Here is a 16,314-nt window from a genome sequence, read left to right on the forward strand (position 1 = left end):
GTGGTTCCGCCCGCACTCCCTGACCGGCGGGCGGGGCCGCCTTGTTCCTGCCGATGGCCGGCGCCTTTGTACCATGGGGAAACAAACCACGGCCGCCGCAGTAAGGAAACCCGTTGACCACCTCAGACCAAGTCCAAGCCGTGCAGGCCGTCGGTTCCTGCAAGGCCGTGCTGCTCGACATGGACGGCACCCTGGTGAACTCCGACGCCGCCGTCGAGCGCATCTGGCACCGCTGGGCCGTGGCGCACGGTCTGCATCCGCAGGAGGTCCTCAAGGTGGTGCACGGTCGGCAGGGGTACGCCACCATGGCCGTGCTGCTCCCGGAGCGCCCGATGGAGCAGAACTATGCGGACAACCGCGAGCTGCTGGCCCTGGAGACGGCGGACACCGAGGGCGTGGTGCCGGTGGCCGGCGCTCCCGAGTTCATGGCGTCGCTGGTCGGTCTGCCGCACGCCCTGGTCACCTCGGCGGACGAGGCGCTGGCGCAGGCCCGGATGACCGCATCGGGTCTGCCGATGCCGCGCGTCCGGGTCACCGCGGAAGACGTCGGAGCCAGCAAGCCGGACCCGGAGGGCTTCCTCAAGGGAGCGGCGGAGCTGGGCTTCGCCCCGGCGGACTGCATCGTCTTCGAGGACTCGGAGGCCGGCATCAGGGCCGGTCTGGCGGCCGGCATGCGGGTGGTGGGCGTCGGCCCGCGGGCCGCAGCGCACGCCCCCACCGTGCAGGTGCGTGACCTGACACAGGTACGCGTCGAGCGCGCGGCCGACGGCACCCTGGACGTACGCGTCTCGGACTGACCGCGGGCGGCCCACCCCCGAGACAGGGGTGGGCCGCACCGGCAGACAGCGTGGGCCGCACCCGCTCAGCCCGCGATCGCCTCATAGAGGCTGAACCCGGCGAGCAGCAGCATCAGGCCGGCCGCGACCTTGGTGATCAACTTGAGCGGCACGTGCTTCATCAGCTTCCGGCCACCGAGGATGCCCAGTCCGGCCACCGCCCACAGCGCCAGCACCGCGCCGATACCGACGGAGACCGGACTGTCGTAGCGGGCTGCCAGATTGGCCGTCATGATCTGCGTCAGATCACCGAACTCGGCGACCAGAATCAGTGTGAAACCGGCCCCGGCGACCTTCCAGAAGGACTGGTCCGCGGGGGGCTTGATCTCTTCGTCCTCGTCGTCCTTCTTGAAGAGCAGCATCGCCGCGCCCGCGAGGAACAGTACGCCGACGATCGCCTGCAGCAGCCGGTGCGGGATCAGGGTCAGTACGCTGCCCGCCGCGATGGCGAGCGCGACGTGCACCGCGAAGGCGGCGGCCACTCCGACGAAGACGTAGGAGGCGCGGTAGCGGGTGCCCAGCATCAGACCGGCGAGGGCCGTCTTGTCCGGGAGCTCGGCGAGAAAGACCACACCGAAGGTGATCGCCAGGATCGTGAAGCTGATCACGGGTTGTATTTCCTCAATCGGTCGGGGCTGCCCGTACCGAGATGACCCGACCCGGGAAATTCACCCGGAGAAAAGGGGTCGCTTCGGCACGGCAGCGTCAACAGGACACTGCGGCCGAAGGTCTCGCTGGCGGATCTCCAAGAAGTTCCGCCTCCGGGCGCCGGCCGAACCGAGGTTCGGCAGTATGTCGACGTTCCGGCGAAGAGCTACTCCCCTTCTGCTCCGTCCAGGATACGGCATCCGATCACCGGTTCAGCCGTCCCCTGGCCACCAGCTCGAGCACCACGGCGACCGCCACCGCCTGCACCGCACACAGCGCGACCAGCACGAACAGCTGCACCGCTCCTGCCAGCACCGGGGACGCACCGCCCAGCAGCATGCCGACGAAGGCGCCGGGAAGTGTGACCAGACCCACGGTCCTGGTCTGGTCGAGCCCCGGCAGCAGCGCGTCGGAAGCGGCGGGCCTGGAGATCTCCAGACGTGCTTCCCGGTCCAGCAGCCCGAGCGCCATGCCGGCCTCGACCTCGCCCCGTCGCATCGCCAGCTCGTCCAGCGCGCGCCGCCCGCCGAGCACGGTCGCGGTGAGCGCTCCGCCGATCAGGATGCCGGTGACCGGGATGACGGCGATGCCGTGCAGCGGTACCAGACCCGTCAGCAACAGCACCCCGACCACCGGGAACACGCCGGCCGCGATGGGCACCGCGACCCACCACCAGGTCCCGTTCCGCGTGACGCGGCGCCCGGCGGTGCGTACGGCGACCGCGTACATCAGGACCACGAAGCCGTACGAGAATCCGGACCGCACCACCCAGCCGATCAGCAGCGCGACGGCCGCGAGCTGGATCGCCGCCCTGGTCCCGGCGGTGAGGATCTGCCGGGCGTGGTCCAGACGCGCCAGCGCCGCCACCGAGGCCGCAACCAGCAGCAGTACGGCGAGGACGACTCCGAGGGTGACGTTGACCGGAAGCAACACGCCGTCAACCGTACGGCGGAGCGCGTGAGGTGGCGTTGCCCCGGGTCGGTTGCGCACCGCATCGGCACCGTCCCAGGTCTTGATATGACGTGCACATGTCGCCACGCTGTTACCTGGCGCTCGCCCCGGGGAAACCCCGCGCCGCCACGCTGATCCAGCCAGATCGGTAACAGCCCCCCACCCCATGGGAGTTCGCATGTCAGGTGTCTACGCGCGTCGAATAGCCGTCCTCGCGGCAACCGCGGGCCTCACCGTCGCCGGCCTCGTCACCGCACCCGCCGCCCAGGCCGCGCTGCCCACCCCGGTGAGCGCCTCGACGGCGCGGAGCTATCTCAGCTCCCTCACGGTCCAGGCCGAGGGCTCGTCCGACGGCTACAGCCGCGACAAGTTCCCGCACTGGATCATCCAGTCCGGTTCCTGCGACACCCGCGAGGTGGTGCTCAAGCGCGACGGCACCAATGTCGTACAGAGCTCCACCTGTGCGGCCACCAGCGGCAGTTGGTACTCCGAGTACGACGGCGCGACCTGGACCGCGTCCAGCGACGTGGACATCGACCACATGGTCCCGCTCGCCGAGGCCTGGCGCTCCGGCGCCAGCAGCTGGACCACCGCGCGGCGGCAGTCGTACGCCAACGACCTGACCCGGCCGCAGCTCATCGCCGTCACCGACAACGTCAACCAGTCCAAGGGCGACCGGGATCCGGCCGAGTGGCTGCCTCCGCGTACCGCGTACCGGTGCACCTACGTGCGGGCCTGGGTCCAGGTGAAGCACTACTACGGCCTCACCGTCGACTCGGCCGAGAAGACCGCGCTGCAGGGCGTGCTGAACAACTGCTGAGCCACCGCTCGTGCCGGATGCCTCTGTCGTTCCGTACCGTACGGAACGACAGAGGAGGACATTCGTGGCTGAACTGCGACTGGGACCACTGCTGAGGTATGTCGACTGGACCGGGGGTGGCTCCGCGACCATCTGGGTCGAGGCCGACCGTGCGTGCACCGCTGAAGTGCGCTGCGCGGACGGCGCCGGCGGCGAGTCCGCCACCTTCCTGATCGCGGGGCACCACTATGCGCTGGTGCCGGTGACCGGTCTGACGCCCGACACCACCACGGCGTACGAAGTGCTGCTCGACAGGGAGCAGGTGTGGCCGCCCGCCGACTCGGCCTTCCCGGCCAGCACCATCCGCACCCCGGGGGCGGCGACCGAAGAGGCGCGGATCTCCTTCGGGTCCTGCCGCTGGGCGGCCCCGGCCGCCGGGGCGGCCGACCCGGTCGGGCCGGACGCCCTGGACACCCTCGCGGTCCGCCTCATCGCCGAGCCCACAGCCGAGCGCCCGGACGTCCTGCTGCTGCTCGGCGACCAGGTGTACGCGGACGAGGTGTCCGCCGACACCCGGAAGTGGCTGGCCACCCGCCGCGACCTGACAGTGGCGCCCGGCGCCCAGGTGACGGACTACGAGGAGTACACCCGCCTCTACTACGAGTCCTGGCTCGACCCCGAGGTGCGGTGGCTGCTGTCCACCGTCCCCAGCTGCATGATCTTCGACGATCACGATGTCACCGACGACTGGAACACCAGCGCCGCCTGGGTGGCGGACATGCGCAGGAAGCCGTGGTGGCAGGGGCGGATCCTCAGCGGGCTGATGTCGTACTGGGTGCATCAGCACCTCGGCAATCTCTCCCCCGAAGAACTGGCGGCCGACAAGCTCTACGCAGCGGTCCGTGAAGCCCCGGACGGCACCGGCCTGTTGCGCGAGTTCGCCGCATCCGCCGATACGGAACCGTCCCTGCACCGCTGGAGCTACCGCCGCGACTTCGGCCGGACCCGCCTGCTGATGGTCGACTCGCGCGCGGGCCGGGTGCTGGAGGAGCGGGACCGGTCGATGATCGACGACGTGGAAGCGGACTGGCTGCGCGAGCAGACGCTGGAAGGACCGGGCACCTTCGACCATCTGCTGATCGGCACCTCACTGCCCTGGCTGCTGCCGCCGCTGATCCATGACGCGGAGAGCTGGGACGCGGCGCTGTGCGGCGGGGTGCGCGGCGATCGCTGGGCGCGCTGGGGCGAGAAGCTGCGCAGGACGGCGGACCTGGAGCACTGGGCCGCCTTCCCGGAGTCCTTCGCACGGTTGACCCGGCTGATCGCCCGGGTGGGCACCGGCGAGGACGCGCCGGCCACCATCTGTGTCCTGTCGGGGGATGTGCACCACGCGTACGTCACCGAACCGCGCTGGCCGGCTCGCCCGGGGAGCACCGGACCGGACTCCCGGGTGCTGCAGCTGACCTGCTCCCCCGTGCACAACAAGGTCCCGGCGTACATGAAGTTCGGCTTCCGCTTCGGCTGGAGCAGGGTGGGCCGGGCACTGGGCCGGGGACTGCTCCGGCACGGGCGGCTCGCCGAGCCGCCGGTGCGCTGGCGCAAGGAGGGCGGCCCGTGGTTCGGCAACCAGCTGATGACGCTGGACCTGCGCGGCCGTAAGGCCCGGCTGCGCCTCGTCCAAGCGCGCGGGGACAGCGCCGACGCCCGGCTGGAGACGGTGCTGGACACCGACCTCACCGGCAATCGGTGAGGCGCATCCGGACCCGGCCCGATACGGCGCAAGCACCGGGCGTACGCTGTACGGCTGTACTGCCGCTTCTGCTTTCCCCCGTCTCTCCGTGAGCAGGGGACGTCACCTTCCCTGCGAGACGCGGCTTGCTTGCCGACGAGCCGTGGAGAACAAGTGCTGGAGAGTGTGCGGTCGCTGACCGACAGTCCATGGATCTATGCCGTGGTCGCGCTCTCCGTCGTCCTCGACGTCTTCGTCCCGGTGCTGCCCAGCGGTGTCCTGGTGATTACCGCGGCCACCGCCGCCGCCGCGGGCTCCACCACGGTGGCCGGCGAAGTCCCGCACGATGTCCCCGATCTGCTCGCGCTGATGGCCTGCGCCACCGTCGCCTCGATCCTGGGCGACCTGGTGGCGTACCGGCTGGCCTGGCGCGGCGGTGAGCGGCTTGACCGGGCCATCGCCCGGTCCCGACGGCTGACCCGCGCACAGGAACGCCTCGGCGCGGCTCTCGCCAGGGGCGGCGGCCTGCTCGTCGTCATAGCCCGCTTCGCCCCGGCCGGCCGCTCGATCGTCTCCCTCGGCGCCGGCGCGGCCCACCGCAAGGCCAAGGAGTTCCTGCCCTGGTCCGCCCTGGCGGGCGCCGCCTGGGCCGGATACAGCGTGGGGCTCGGCTACTTCGGCGGCGAGTGGCTGGGCGCCGGCTGGCTGGGCACGGCGGTGTCCGTGCTCGCCCTCTTCGGCGCCGGATCACTGGCCGCCCTCCTCATGCGCCGCCCGGCCGCGACGGCTCCGGTGTCCTGACGCCGCCCCGCACCTCCAGCTCATCGAGCAGCCGGCCGGTCGCGGAGGCGATCTCGTCCACGGCCCGGTCGAACACCTCGCGGTTGTGCGCGGCGGGGGCGCGGAAGCCGGAGACCTTGCGTACGTACTGGAGCGCGGCGGCCCTGATCTCCTCCTCGGTGGCTTCTTCGGGGAGGACGGGCGGGCGGAGAGTTTTGATACTGCGGCACATGCCTCCAGTCTCACTCGATCCCGGCGAACTTGTCGGGGTTCGTGAGGGAGAAGACGCCCCGGCGGGTCGGTCCGGTAACGGGGGCGGCGGCCCTGCACGTGTTCCCTGGACCGGTGGGCGAGCTGGCGTACGGCGGCGGGGGTGCGGCCGAGGATGGCCGCCATCTCGGTGTGCGCGTAACCGAACACCTCGTGCAGCACGAATACGGCACACTCCAGCGGCGTGAGCGTTTCCAGGACGACGAGCAGCGCCATGGACACCGCCTCGGTCCGCTCGACGACCTGGGCCGAGTCCACCGATTCGGTGCGGGCGTCCGGGTCCGATGACGCGGCGGTCACCAGCGGCTCGGGCAGCCACGGCCCGCAGTACGTTTCCCGTCGCTTGCTGATCTCGAGCCGCTTGGCCAGCGCCTTGTTCACGGCGATCCGCACCGGACAGGCGCGCGGACTCTCGATCTCCGCGGCATGGGATGCCCCGCTCCTGGCCGCCCAGGCCAGCCAGGTCTCCTGCAGCACGTCCTCCGCGTCCGCGACACTGCCGAGCATGCTGTGGACGAGGGAGAACGCCAGCTCAGTTACCTGGGTCGGCGGGGCTCGATGGGCGGGATGCGGTAGGTCCCGTCCAACACCTCCTGCCGGGGTGTGTAGAGCCGGAGCAGGGGCCGGAAGGCACCTGCGGGGGCGGGCAGCCAGTTGGCGGCCTCGGCGGGGTCCTCGGGGCGCTCCCGCTGGATGTACACGGTCAGTGAACCGTCCGCGCCGTGCACCAGTCCTGAGGTCCGGTCGCCGATGGAGTAGCGGTCGGCGGGGTTGTCGACGAGGTAGTAGTCCGGGGTCTCGTACATGGTCAGGGACCAGAACGACTCCACCGGGGGCGGCCGGTCGAAGCGCAGGGTGTAGGCGTGCTCGCCGGTGAGCCACTGTCCCTCGGCGTCCCGGAAGGTGTGCGCGTACACCGCCTCGTAACCGTGGTTGCCCCACAGGGCGGTCCGCGCGGCCACCGCCCGGGTCAGGTACGAGGCCTCGCGGTCCGCGATGCGCCACTCCGGCGAGTCGTGGGTGCCGATGCCGAACCAGTCCAGGTTGTAGTCGAAGAGGTGCGGGTCCAGCTGCCAGGCCCCGGGATCCCGGTCGTCGGCGGCGAGGGCGGGCCGGGAGGCCTTCTCGACGCGTTCGGTGCCGCGCTTCAGTCCTTCGGCCAGCGCCCTGACGATCCCCGGTTCGGCGGTGGCGTACGGCGAAGGGCCCTCCTCCAGCAACCCCAGCGGCTGGAAGCGGTCCTGGTATGCACGGTCGGCCGCGGCGGGCGGGAAGCCGGCCATCCAGACCCTGAGCTGCTCGAAGAACCGCAGCACGCCGGGTACGTCCGGGTCGGGGGCCGGCAGCCCGGCGCGGTGCGGGTGCTCGTCGAGCGGGGTGAGGGTGAACTGCCGTTGCAGCGCCTGGACGCGCGGAATGTCGTCGGGGCCCGCGCAGGCATTGCGCCCGGCGATGGTGACCATGGCGGTGGGGGCGTCGATCACCCCCCGCACGTCCTCGGGTGTCCGCCCCGCCCAGCCGGGTGGGGCGATCAGCCAGTCGCCCTCGCCGGTGCCGGTGGCGCGGCGGCCGAGGTAGGCGAAGTTGTTGGTCCAGGCGTCGACGAACTGCAGGACGTAGTACGCCCCGGCAGTGTCCGGTACGTGCAGCCGCAGCGGCCCTCCGCTGAGGTCCAGCTGCGCGATCGAGTACAGCGTGTCGTTGTTCACCGAGACGAAGTGTGCTGCGGGCGTGGCCAGTCGGGAGGAGTGGGCGAACTCGTTGAAGGAGGCGGGCGGCAGTGCGCCGAAGCCGTTGCGCAGCGCGTCCTGGACCATGGAGAGATCGAAGACCAGCGGGTAGCCGTAGACATACGCCTCGGCGGCGAGTTCGGTGCGGTCACTCATCCCGGGGCTCCTGTCGGCGACGGACGGAGAGTTCCGATTCTGCGCGGGGAGGCTGCGGCGGGCGACCCGAGAGCGGCCATTCGGGTGAGGCGCCGCCAGGCGAGGCGGGTGGCGGGCGGGCCGCATTAATGGCGCCTTAAGACACCCTTATGCAACCACCCTGCAGAACATATATGCAGGTCAGAAGCCATTTTCCCGGCATGCTCAACCATTGGCCCCGGCCGTCACTCTGCGTACGATCAGAGTCCATCGATCGCAGCCAGTGGCGTCCAGAGAGCGCTCTCAGGCTGCGTCGCCCATTCCCCGGCTCCGGATCCTCTCCCCCCACCGCGACACACCGCACGGAAGGAACCACCCCCATGACCCCCCGCCATCACCGCCCGATCACCCGTCGCAAGTTGCTGACCGCGCTGGCCGGCGCCGCCGTGGCCGGTCCGGCGATCGCCGTGGTCGCTCCGCACGCCCTCGCCTCGGTGGCCCCGGGCGGCGGTGCGTCCCCGAAGGCGGCAGGCGCCCTTCCGTTGAAGATCGTCAACAACACCGGTTCGTACGCGAATTCGGCCGTGCACCTCTACATCGTCGGCAACCAGGACGGCAAGCAGGTCAGGGTCACCCAGGACGGCGCGCTCGCCCCGATAGCCCTCTCGGACAACGGCCCGGACGGCTTCACGGACTACGCCATCACCCTCGCCGGCAGCGGCGTGACCACGCTGTCTCTGCCGTACATGTCCGGGCGGATCTATGTGGCGTTGGGCGACAAACTCAAGTTCAAGGCGGTGGCGGACGGCAACGGCAATCCGGCCTTGCAGTATCCGGCGGGCTGGGTGAAGTCCGATCCCAGCTACTCCGTGCTGCACGACTGCGCCGAGTTCACGTACAACGCGTCCGGGATGTTCTGCAACACCACCATGGTCGACATGTTCAGTGTGCCGCTGAGCATCGAACTGACCGGCGCCAAGGACCAGACCACCGGCACGCTGCGGGACGGCGGGCGCGCCCAGGCCTTCGCCGCCGTCAAGGCGGTCCCGGAGTTCGCGCCGCTGGTGGTGGACGATCTGCGCATCATCGCGCCCGGACACGGCCTGGACGCGGGGATCTTCGCCAGTGACTACTTCGCCCCGTACATCGACCAGGTGTGGAGCACCTACGCCGGCCGGGACCTCACCATCACCACCAACGCCGGCCCCTTCACCGGCCGGGTCAGCGGCGACCGGTTGGCCTTCACGGGGCCGGCCTCGGTCTCCTTCGACAAGCCGTCGACCCGCGACGTGCTCTTCTGCGACGGCAAGCTGGCCGCCCCCAACGACGGGACGACCGGTCCGGTCGCCGCCGTCCTCGGGGCCGGCTTCAACCGGTCCACCCTGGTCGGCAGCGCCGCGCAACCCACCACGGACCCGGCCGGCTTCTACGGCACGGCCGTCACCAACCACTACGCCGAGGCCATCCACGCGGCGACCGTGGACGGCAAGGCCTACGGCTTCGCCTTCGACGACGTGGCCGACTTCGCCTCGTACATCCAGGACACCGCGCCGACCGGTGTCCAGCTGACGCTGACCCCGTTCGGATAGCGCCTGACACGCGCAGGGTTACCGCGTCGCTCCGGCCCGCACCCGGGGCGCTCCGGCCAGGAGTTCGGCCAGGCCCTGCCGGGTCGCCGCCAGCACCACGCGGTCCTGGGCGCCCAGCACGTAGCCCTGCGGCAGGTTCCACACCAGCTCGGTTCGGCGATCCTTCCCGGCATCGGGAAGGGGCGCCGAAAGATCCGGGCGCCGCTCTCCCGGTGCGGCCAGGTCCAGGGCGAGGATCCGCCAGGAACCGGGACGGAACGCCTCCTCGACGGTCAGGCCCTCCAGCAGCGGGTGGCCCGCCACATCGATCGCGGCGAAGAGCAGCACGGTGCGCTCCACCGGCATGGCGCCGAGGATCTGACGGCCCATCATCGCACCGGCGAAGGCCGGCGCGGCGAGGGTCGAGACGCTGCGGCTCCGGGTGACGGCCTGCGGGTGGGCGGCGCGCAGGGTGCGGTAGACGACGGAGGCGAATTCGTCGTCGAACAGCCGCATCGACACCTGGAGTTCCGGCTGGACCGTACGGGCGCAGAGCGCCGCCTCCAGGTTGGTGATGTCCGCACTGGTGAGGGCGAGCAGTGCGTGCGCACGCTCGATCCCGGCGGCCTCCAGCACCCCTTCGGTGGCGACGTCACCGATCACGATCGGCACCCGCAGCCGACGGGCCAGAGCGATGCCGCGGGCCTCCGGATCGGCCTCCACGCACACCACCGGGATGCCCAGTTCGCGCAGACCGGCCAGGACCCGGGTGCCGATCTTGCCCAGACCGAGCAGGACGACATGGCCGGAGAGGCCGCGGGGCGGCCGGCGCAGCGAGGCGGAGGTGCGGAACGTACCGAGCCCCTCGAGGACCGCGGCGACCAGGACCGGCAGCAACAGCAGACCGGTCAGCCCGGACAGTATCTGGATCACCTGCCGGCTGACCGGCTGGCCGATCGCGGGGTCATCGATGGCGAAGAGGTCGAGCAGGGTCAGGTACGCGGCGTGCAGGGGATTGTCGCGCGTGGTCAGCCAGGAGGCGACGGCCAGGGCGAGCACCGAGGCGAAGACGCCGAAGAGGGACCAGCGCAGTCTGCGGGAGAAGAGCTGTCCCAGTGGGGCGCCGCGGCCGGCCAGTCGGCCGGGTGACACGGCGGGGCCGGTGTAGGAGACGGCCTGCAGCTCGATGGTGCCCCGCCCGGCGGCCGGGCGCCCGGTGGTGGTCGGCCCACCGGCCGCCGGACCACTGGCGGCCGGCCCGTTGGCCTCCCGGACGGACTGTTCGTCGGGGAGCAGTTGCGGGCCACGCCCGCCGTGGCCGTCCGGACCGTCGGCCCCTGCCGGGTCACCGCCGCTGGCCGAGAGCAGCGCGAGGGTGCACAACCCCGGACCGGCGGACGCGCCCCGCTCCCCGGGCATCCGCTCCACCGCCCGCAGCAGCAGCCCGTCCGCCTGGACCACCTTGCTGGTTCCGACCGCTGCGGTGGCCGCGAGCGACGGGGCGGCGGTGTCCGCGTCCGAGAGGACGGTCGTGGAGGCGTCGACCGTTTCCCGTTCCAGGTCCGGCGCGGCGACGGCGGCGGCCTGGTCGAGGAGCCGTTCCAGATACAGGCCGAGCTTGCGGTTGTAGAGCCGGATCACCAGCCGGAGCCGGGGGTTGAGGCGCCGCGCCGCGAGTGCGGCCCGGATGTTCACCTCGTCGTCCTGATGGACGAGCGCCAGCGCGGACGCCTGCTCGACCCCGGCGGCGCTCAGCGCCTCCTCGTCGAGGTCGGCGGCCTCGATCAGGCGCTGGGCGATCGCTCCCCGGTCGCCGGACTGCGGCCGGGCGACGACGGCGGTCATCCGCCCGAAGAGCGCCGAGGCGCGGCCGGCCGGCACGACCCGGGTGCGCGCGGGGGCTCCGGTGCTTCCGGCCGGCGGTACGACGAGCGTCACCTGCTGCCCGTACATGTCGCGCAGTTCGGCGGTCAGCCGGTGGGCCAGGCCGTCGTCGCCGCAGACCACCATGTGCCCGGCGCCGACGTCCGGTTGGCCCGGCGGGCTCGATTGCGGGAGTGAATACACAGCAGCACAGACTGCCGTACGGGGTCGTTCGGTTTCACACCGGCGCTCACCGCCGCGGAGTACGCACCGTCTCGTCCAGCCGCACGAAGGGGATCTGGCGGCCGGCCTCGCGGAAGCTCTCCGGGCTTCCGTCGGTGCGGAAACCCATGTAGCCGCAGAGGACCTTCGCGGCGCGCGGATGCACCGGGGCGTAGCGCGCCATCACCTCGCCGCCCTCCTCGGCGGTCAGGAAGTGCGCCGTGACGGCGTGATAGCGCCGGCCGACCTGGATGGTGGCCTGCGGGGTGTGGCGCAGGTTCCGGTACCACTGGGCCTTCGGGCCGAAGCCCGAGGCCACGGTCCAGGACCGCGGCTCGGTCCCGCGGGCCACCACCTCGATGACGACCCGCCGGGGTCGGCCCGAGGTGCGGCCGGTGTGGATGAGCAGCATCATCCGCCGGCCGAAGAGCGACCCCAGGCCCGCCCGGTACAGATGCACCGGCAGCCTGGCCACCAGCCGCTTCCAGCCGGTGGGCAGCCGGGGGCGGTTCGGTTCCGCGGGAAGCGATGTCACAGCTCGGCCTCTCCTGGTACTGGATTCTGGGTGGTGCTTGGCTATCGGCACGTGTACCTGCGGCCTCTATTGCGTAACCGCACAGCGGTCCACAATGCTTCGCATAGGGAACTTTTGCATAGTCTAAACAACCATGTGCACTATCGGTCGGGCAACGGATGCACTCGTTGGCGCATCTGAAAGATATGGAGGTCGGGGGTCACCCACCGCCCCGCAACACCGCCGCACGACCACCGCACCATCGCTGCACCACCGCTACGCCACCGGAGAGCGTCATGTCAGAGGAGAAGGGCCCCTCGTACACCACGCTGTCCGTGCTGCCGTTCGGTGTGATGGCCGTGGTCACCGTGGTGGACGTAGCGGCCGGTCCGACCCTGGGATTCCTGCCGCTGATCTCGCTCGGGCCCGCCTTCGCCGGGCTGGTCGGCGGCTGGCGCCGCACCGCGGTCATCGGTCTCCTCGCCCTGGTGCTCTGCTACGTACTCGGCTGGTACGACGGGGCGTTCCACGCGCGGCGCGGCATCACCGCGATGGCTTCGGTGGCCGGGGTCACCGCAGCGGGCATCGCGGCGGCCCGCACGCGGCAGCGCCGTGAGGCCCTGCTGGCCAGCGTCCGGTCCATCGCCGAGGTCGCCCAGCGCGTGCTGCTGCGGCCCGTGCCGCACAGCGCCGGCCATCTGCGGGCCGCCGTCTCGTACACATCGGCGGTCGCCGAGGCACACATCGGCGGCGATCTGTACGAGGTGGTCGCGGCCCCGGAAGGGGTACGGGTGATCGTCGGCGACGTGCAGGGCAAGGGACTGGAGGCGGTGGAGACCGCGGCGGTGGTGCTCGGCGCCTTCCGGGAGGCGGCGCACGACGAGGCCGACCTGCTGGGCGTCGGCGCGCGGGTCGAGCGGGCCGCGGACCGGGCGCTGCAGGGTGAGAAGTTCGTGACCGCGGTGATCGCGGAGATCACCAGCGACGGTGGCGCGGTGTTCCTCAACTACGGTCATCCGCCACCCCTGGTGGTACGGACCGACGGCTCGGCGCACTTCCCGGAGCCGCCGCAGTACGCGTTGCCGCTCGGCCTGGGGGTGCACGAGAAGGAGAGCCCGCGGCCCTTCCAGGTCGATTTCGGCCCCGGCGACCAACTGCTGCTCTACACCGACGGGGTCACCGAGGCCCGGGACCGGGCGGGTGCCTTCTATCCGCTCGGCGAGCGGCACCAGCTGCTGAAGGATCCCGACCCGGAGATGGCACTGGAGACCCTGCGCAGGGACCTGGTGGAACACACCGCCGGGCCGCTGCAGGACGACGCGGCCATGCTGCTGCTGCGCTACCGCGACGAGGGCGGACAGGTCGGCGCCGCCGGCATGGCGGGATAGCAGCACGGACGAGGGACTGCTCCGCACGCCGGGGTGGGACGGTGCCCCGTGTCGGCCATCCGTACGGTTCGATGTCTTGTGCGTTGCGTGATTCCGTCCGATGCTGGTCGTTCTTGTTGCCTTCCGTTCGGAGACGCTGCATGAGCGCGTACCGTCCGAGCCGTCGTTCCGTACTTTCGACCGGCGCAGCCCTCGCGGGCTGGGCCGTTTTCTCGGCTCAGAAACAAGCATTCGCCGCGGACGCCGCCGCCGTGGAGAGTCCCGTATGGGACGCACGGCCACGCGTCTTCCAGGTCAACAGAGAAGCGGCGCGGGCCCAACTGGTGCCGTACGCGAGCCTTTCCGACGCCCTGCGCGGGCATCTGGAGCGGTCGCCCTATTTCCGTTCGCTGAACGGCAGTTGGTGAAGCGGCGCGACGAGACGATCCTGGGCGTCAACCACCGGCAGATGGGCGTCGGCGGCAACGACTCGTGGGGGGCGCCGCCCCTCGCGCAGTACCTGTTGCACTCGGGCCGCACCTATACGTACGCGTACCGGCTCCGGTCCGCGTAACGGGGTCCCCCGGTCCGCCTGCTTCCCCCACGGCGGGCGGACCGGGGCCTCCCGTTCAGCGAAGGCCGGAGCACCTCACCGCGGCAGGGACACCCGGAAGACGGTGTGCCCGGGCGTGCTGGTGAGGCCGACGGTCCCGCCGTGCGCGGTGATCACCGCGTGCACGATGGCGAGCCCCAGGCCGGTGCTTCCGGTGCTGCGGGAGCGGTTGTGGTCGGCGCGGACGAAGCGGCCGAAGACCTCGGGCTGCAGCTCCGCGAGGACGCCGGGGCCGCTGTCCGACACGGTCAGCCCGGCCGATGCGGCGTCGGCTTCGAGCGCGACGGTCACCTCGGTGCCCGGCGGGGTGTGGACGCGGGCGTTGGCGAGAAGGTTGCCGATGGCCTGCTGGAGGCGGTGCGCGTCGCCGCGGACGATCACCGGCTGTTCGGGGAGGTCGAGCAGCCAGCGGTGGCCGGGCCCGGCGGCGCGGGCGTCGGCGGTGGCGTTGAGCACCAGCAGCGTCAGGTCGACCGCCTCGTGTTCGAGGGGGCGGCCGGCGTCCAGACGGGCGAGCAGCAGCAGGTCGTCGACGAGACGGGTCATGCGCTGCGACTCCGAGTGGATGCGTTCCAGCGCGTGCTGGACCTCGGCGGGGAGCGGTTCGTCGTGCCGCAGGGCGAGTTCGGCGTGGCCCCGGACGTTGGCGACCGGGGTGCGCAGTTCGTGGCTGGCGTCGGCGGCGAAGTGCCGCAGCCGTTCCTCGCTGGCCTGGCGCCGGGTGAGGGCGTCCTCGACATGTCCGAGCATCCGGTTCAGCGCGGTGGCGACCTGACCGACCTCGGTGCGCGGATTCGCGTCCGGCAGCGGCCCCGGCATGTCCACGTCTCCGCTGGCCAGCGGCAGCCGGGCGACGCCTGCCGCCTGGGCGGTGACGCGTTGCAGCGGACGCAGCGAGGTGCGGACCCACAGGGCCCCCGCGACGCCGGTGGCGATCAGGGCCGCGCCGAAGACCACCGCCTCGACCGCTTCCAGCCGGTGCAGGGTCTCCTCCACCGGGTGCAGCGGCAGCCCGGTGATGAGGATGTCCCGGTCATCGCCCTGGACGGCGGTGACCCGGTAGGCGCCGAGGGTGGACAGCCGGACGTCATGGCCACGGCCGTCGGCGGGCACCCCGGCCAGCGCGCTCCGGTCGTCCGGAGTGAGCGCCACCTTGCGGTCGGCGGCCTCGTCGACCACGGAGGCCTGGGTGACGGTGCCCCTCAGCAGCCGTGCTCCGAAGGTGGAGTCGGCCTGCCCGCGGGTGTCGGGACGGTTGTCCGCGTCGGGCCTGGCCTCGTGTTCCAGGCTGGCCGCGAAGCGGCCACTGGACGCCTCCAGCTGCTGGTCGAGCCGGCCGACGAGGAACCCCTGCAGGGCGAGGACGGTGGTGATGCCCACCGCCGCGGAGGCGATCGCGAGCAGCAGGACGAGACCGGCGGTGAGCTGACCGCGCAGCGTGTGCGGAGGCGGGCGCCTCACGTCGGACCTTTGAGTACGTATCCGACGCCCCGGACGGTGTGGATCATCGGGGGGCGTCCCGCGTCGATCTTCTTGCGCAGGTAGCTGATGTAGAGCTCGACGATGTGGGCGCGGCCACCGAAGTCGTAGGCCCACACCCGGTCGAGGATCTGCTCCTTGGACAGCACCCGGCGGGGGTTGCGCATCAGGAACCGCAGGAGCTCGAATTCGGTCCGGGAGAGATCGACGTTCACCCCGCCACGCCGGACCTCCCTGGCCTCCTCGTCCATGGTGAGATCTCCGACCGAGAGTCTGTTCTCCCCCGGCTCGGCCGCCATCCCGGCCCGGCGCAGCAGTCCCCGCAGTCGCGCCAGCACCTCTTCCAGGCTGTACGGCTTGGTGACGTAGTCGTCACCGCCCGCGGTGATGCCGGTGATCCGGTCCTCGACCGCGTCGCGTGCGGTCAGGAAGAGCACGCAGACGTCGTCGGCCTCACGTCGCAGTTCGCGCAGCACCTGAAGCCCGTCGAGGTCGGGCAGCATCCAGTCGAGCACGACGGCGTCGGGCCGGAAGTCCCGGGCCGATGCGAGCGCGGAGAGGCCGTCGGCGGCGGTCCGGACGTCCCAGCCCTCGCCGGTCAGGACCCGTTCCAGTACTTCGGTGACGTCGGGTTCGTCGTCGACGACGAGGACCCGGACGGGGGCTCCGTCGGGGCGGCGCAGCAGGCTCTTCGCGCGGTGCTCTTCCATGGTCCGTCCAGCATCCCCCGACGCGGCCCGGTCGCGGGCCCGGGCACCCTCTGAGTTCCCTATGAGGTTGCGCTGAACAGCGGCCGGCGGGGGCGTTTCA

16 protein-coding genes and 1 pseudogene are annotated in these 16,314 nt (G+C 71.4%); 8 read left to right on the forward strand and 9 right to left on the reverse strand.

Features of this window, described 5'->3' with window-relative positions:
• The first annotated feature begins 113 nt into the window (after positions 1-113).
• Positions 114-797 carry an HAD-IA family hydrolase gene (locus AB0436_RS02470; RefSeq protein WP_366465776.1) on the forward strand — a complete coding sequence of 228 codons (684 nt, stop codon included), beginning with the start codon at positions 114-116 and terminating at the stop codon, positions 795-797.
• A gap of 65 nt (positions 798-862) precedes the next feature.
• Here the strand turns inward: AB0436_RS02470 and AB0436_RS02475 are convergent, their stop codons facing one another.
• Complete coding sequence (locus AB0436_RS02475) at positions 863-1,444, reverse strand: TMEM165/GDT1 family protein (protein ID WP_366465777.1); 582 nt, start codon at positions 1,442-1,444, stop codon at positions 863-865.
• A gap of 244 nt (positions 1,445-1,688) precedes the next feature.
• Entirely contained in the window at positions 1,689-2,417 is a 729-nt protein-coding gene (locus tag AB0436_RS02480; RefSeq protein ID WP_366465778.1) for an ABC transporter permease, read from the reverse strand.
• Positions 2,418-2,613: 196 nt separating this feature from the next.
• Here AB0436_RS02480 and AB0436_RS02485 point away from each other — a divergent pair, with 196 nt between their 5' ends.
• The 3 genes from AB0436_RS02485 to AB0436_RS02495 all read left to right on the forward strand — a co-directional run bounded on the left by AB0436_RS02485 (position 2,614) and on the right by AB0436_RS02495 (position 5,764).
• Positions 2,614-3,255 carry an HNH endonuclease family protein gene (locus AB0436_RS02485; RefSeq protein ID WP_366465779.1) on the forward strand — a complete coding sequence of 214 codons (642 nt, stop codon included), beginning with the start codon at positions 2,614-2,616 and terminating at the stop codon, positions 3,253-3,255.
• A 64-nt stretch (positions 3,256-3,319) separates the two neighbouring features.
• Positions 3,320-4,984, forward strand: a complete 1,665-nt coding sequence (locus AB0436_RS02490) for an alkaline phosphatase D family protein (protein WP_366465780.1) — start codon at positions 3,320-3,322, stop codon at positions 4,982-4,984.
• A 153-nt stretch (positions 4,985-5,137) separates the two neighbouring features.
• Positions 5,138-5,764 (forward strand): VTT domain-containing protein, encoded by a 627-nt coding sequence (locus AB0436_RS02495; RefSeq protein ID WP_366465781.1) that lies wholly within the window; start codon positions 5,138-5,140, stop codon positions 5,762-5,764.
• Here AB0436_RS02495 and AB0436_RS02500 read toward each other — a convergent pair.
• From AB0436_RS02500 to AB0436_RS02510, 3 genes and pseudogenes are all read right to left on the reverse strand, one after another.
• Entirely contained in the window at positions 5,727-5,975 is a 249-nt protein-coding gene (locus AB0436_RS02500) for a DUF2277 domain-containing protein (protein ID WP_366465782.1), read from the reverse strand. The genes AB0436_RS02495 and AB0436_RS02500 overlap by 38 nt on opposite strands.
• Positions 5,976-6,133: 158 nt before the next feature.
• Positions 6,134-6,520 (reverse strand): annotated as a pseudogene (locus AB0436_RS02505) (RNA polymerase subunit sigma-24); the annotation flags it as partial.
• Positions 6,521-6,549: 29 nt separating this feature from the next.
• Entirely contained in the window at positions 6,550-7,899 is a 1,350-nt protein-coding gene (locus tag AB0436_RS02510; protein WP_366465783.1) for a DUF1254 domain-containing protein, read from the reverse strand.
• A gap of 359 nt (positions 7,900-8,258) precedes the next feature.
• Between AB0436_RS02510 and AB0436_RS02515 the strand changes: the two genes are divergently transcribed.
• Entirely contained in the window at positions 8,259-9,467 is a 1,209-nt protein-coding gene (locus AB0436_RS02515) for a beta-1,3-glucanase family protein (RefSeq protein WP_366465784.1), read from the forward strand.
• Between the two features lie 18 nt (positions 9,468-9,485).
• Here AB0436_RS02515 and AB0436_RS02520 read toward each other — a convergent pair whose 3' ends face one another.
• Together AB0436_RS02520 and AB0436_RS02525 are read right to left on the reverse strand one after the other, a co-directional pair.
• Positions 9,486-11,456: an NAD-binding protein gene (locus AB0436_RS02520; RefSeq protein ID WP_366466133.1), complete on the reverse strand. Its 1,971-nt coding sequence runs from the start codon at positions 11,454-11,456 to the stop codon at positions 9,486-9,488.
• 103 nt (positions 11,457-11,559) lie between these two features.
• Positions 11,560-12,066, reverse strand: a complete 507-nt coding sequence (locus AB0436_RS02525; RefSeq protein ID WP_366465785.1) for a nitroreductase family deazaflavin-dependent oxidoreductase — start codon at positions 12,064-12,066, stop codon at positions 11,560-11,562.
• A gap of 275 nt (positions 12,067-12,341) precedes the next feature.
• Between AB0436_RS02525 and AB0436_RS02530 the strand changes: the two genes are divergently transcribed.
• The 3 genes from AB0436_RS02530 to AB0436_RS02540 all read left to right on the forward strand — a co-directional run bounded on the left by AB0436_RS02530 (position 12,342) and on the right by AB0436_RS02540 (position 13,986).
• Positions 12,342-13,433 (forward strand): SpoIIE family protein phosphatase, encoded by a 1,092-nt coding sequence (locus tag AB0436_RS02530; protein WP_366465786.1) that lies wholly within the window; start codon positions 12,342-12,344, stop codon positions 13,431-13,433.
• Between the two features lie 140 nt (positions 13,434-13,573).
• Positions 13,574-13,840 (forward strand): hypothetical protein, encoded by a 267-nt coding sequence (locus AB0436_RS02535; protein ID WP_366465787.1) that lies wholly within the window; start codon positions 13,574-13,576, stop codon positions 13,838-13,840.
• Entirely contained in the window at positions 13,837-13,986 is a 150-nt protein-coding gene (locus AB0436_RS02540; RefSeq protein WP_366465788.1) for a hypothetical protein, read from the forward strand. Before AB0436_RS02535 ends, AB0436_RS02540 begins: the two co-directional genes overlap by 4 nt.
• 75 nt (positions 13,987-14,061) lie before the next feature.
• Here the strand turns inward: AB0436_RS02540 and AB0436_RS02545 are convergent, their stop codons facing one another.
• Both AB0436_RS02545 and AB0436_RS02550 read right to left on the reverse strand, forming a co-directional pair.
• Positions 14,062-15,486, reverse strand: a complete 1,425-nt coding sequence (locus AB0436_RS02545) for an ATP-binding protein (protein WP_366465789.1) — start codon at positions 15,484-15,486, stop codon at positions 14,062-14,064.
• Positions 15,483-16,214, reverse strand: coding sequence for a response regulator transcription factor (locus AB0436_RS02550; protein WP_366465790.1), 732 nt, complete (start codon positions 16,212-16,214; stop codon positions 15,483-15,485). Before AB0436_RS02550 ends, AB0436_RS02545 begins: the two co-directional genes overlap by 4 nt.
• Positions 16,215-16,314 lie beyond the last annotated feature (100 nt).

The organism is Streptomyces sp. NPDC051322 (assembly GCF_040689485.1).
GTDB lineage: Bacteria > Actinomycetota > Actinomycetes > Streptomycetales > Streptomycetaceae > Streptomyces.

Excerpts from the sequence above, each read along its gene's own strand:
- AB0436_RS02500 (WP_366465782.1), bottom strand. The coding sequence starts at position 5,975 with ATGTGCCGCAGTATCAAAACTCTCCGCCCGCCCGTCCTCCCCGAAGAA.
- AB0436_RS02535 (WP_366465787.1), top strand. The coding sequence starts at position 13,574 with ATGAGCGCGTACCGTCCGAGCCGTCGTTCCGTACTTTCGACCGGCGCA.
- AB0436_RS02515 (WP_366465784.1), top strand. The coding sequence starts at position 8,259 with ATGACCCCCCGCCATCACCGCCCGATCACCCGTCGCAAGTTGCTGACC.
- AB0436_RS02530 (WP_366465786.1), top strand. The coding sequence starts at position 12,342 with ATGTCAGAGGAGAAGGGCCCCTCGTACACCACGCTGTCCGTGCTGCCG.
- AB0436_RS02550 (WP_366465790.1), bottom strand. The coding sequence starts at position 16,214 with ATGGAAGAGCACCGCGCGAAGAGCCTGCTGCGCCGCCCCGACGGAGCC.
- AB0436_RS02510 (WP_366465783.1), bottom strand. The coding sequence starts at position 7,899 with ATGAGTGACCGCACCGAACTCGCCGCCGAGGCGTATGTCTACGGCTAC.
- AB0436_RS02485 (WP_366465779.1), top strand. The coding sequence starts at position 2,614 with ATGTCAGGTGTCTACGCGCGTCGAATAGCCGTCCTCGCGGCAACCGCG.
- AB0436_RS02520 (WP_366466133.1), bottom strand. The coding sequence starts at position 11,456 with ATGGTGGTCTGCGGCGACGACGGCCTGGCCCACCGGCTGACCGCCGAA.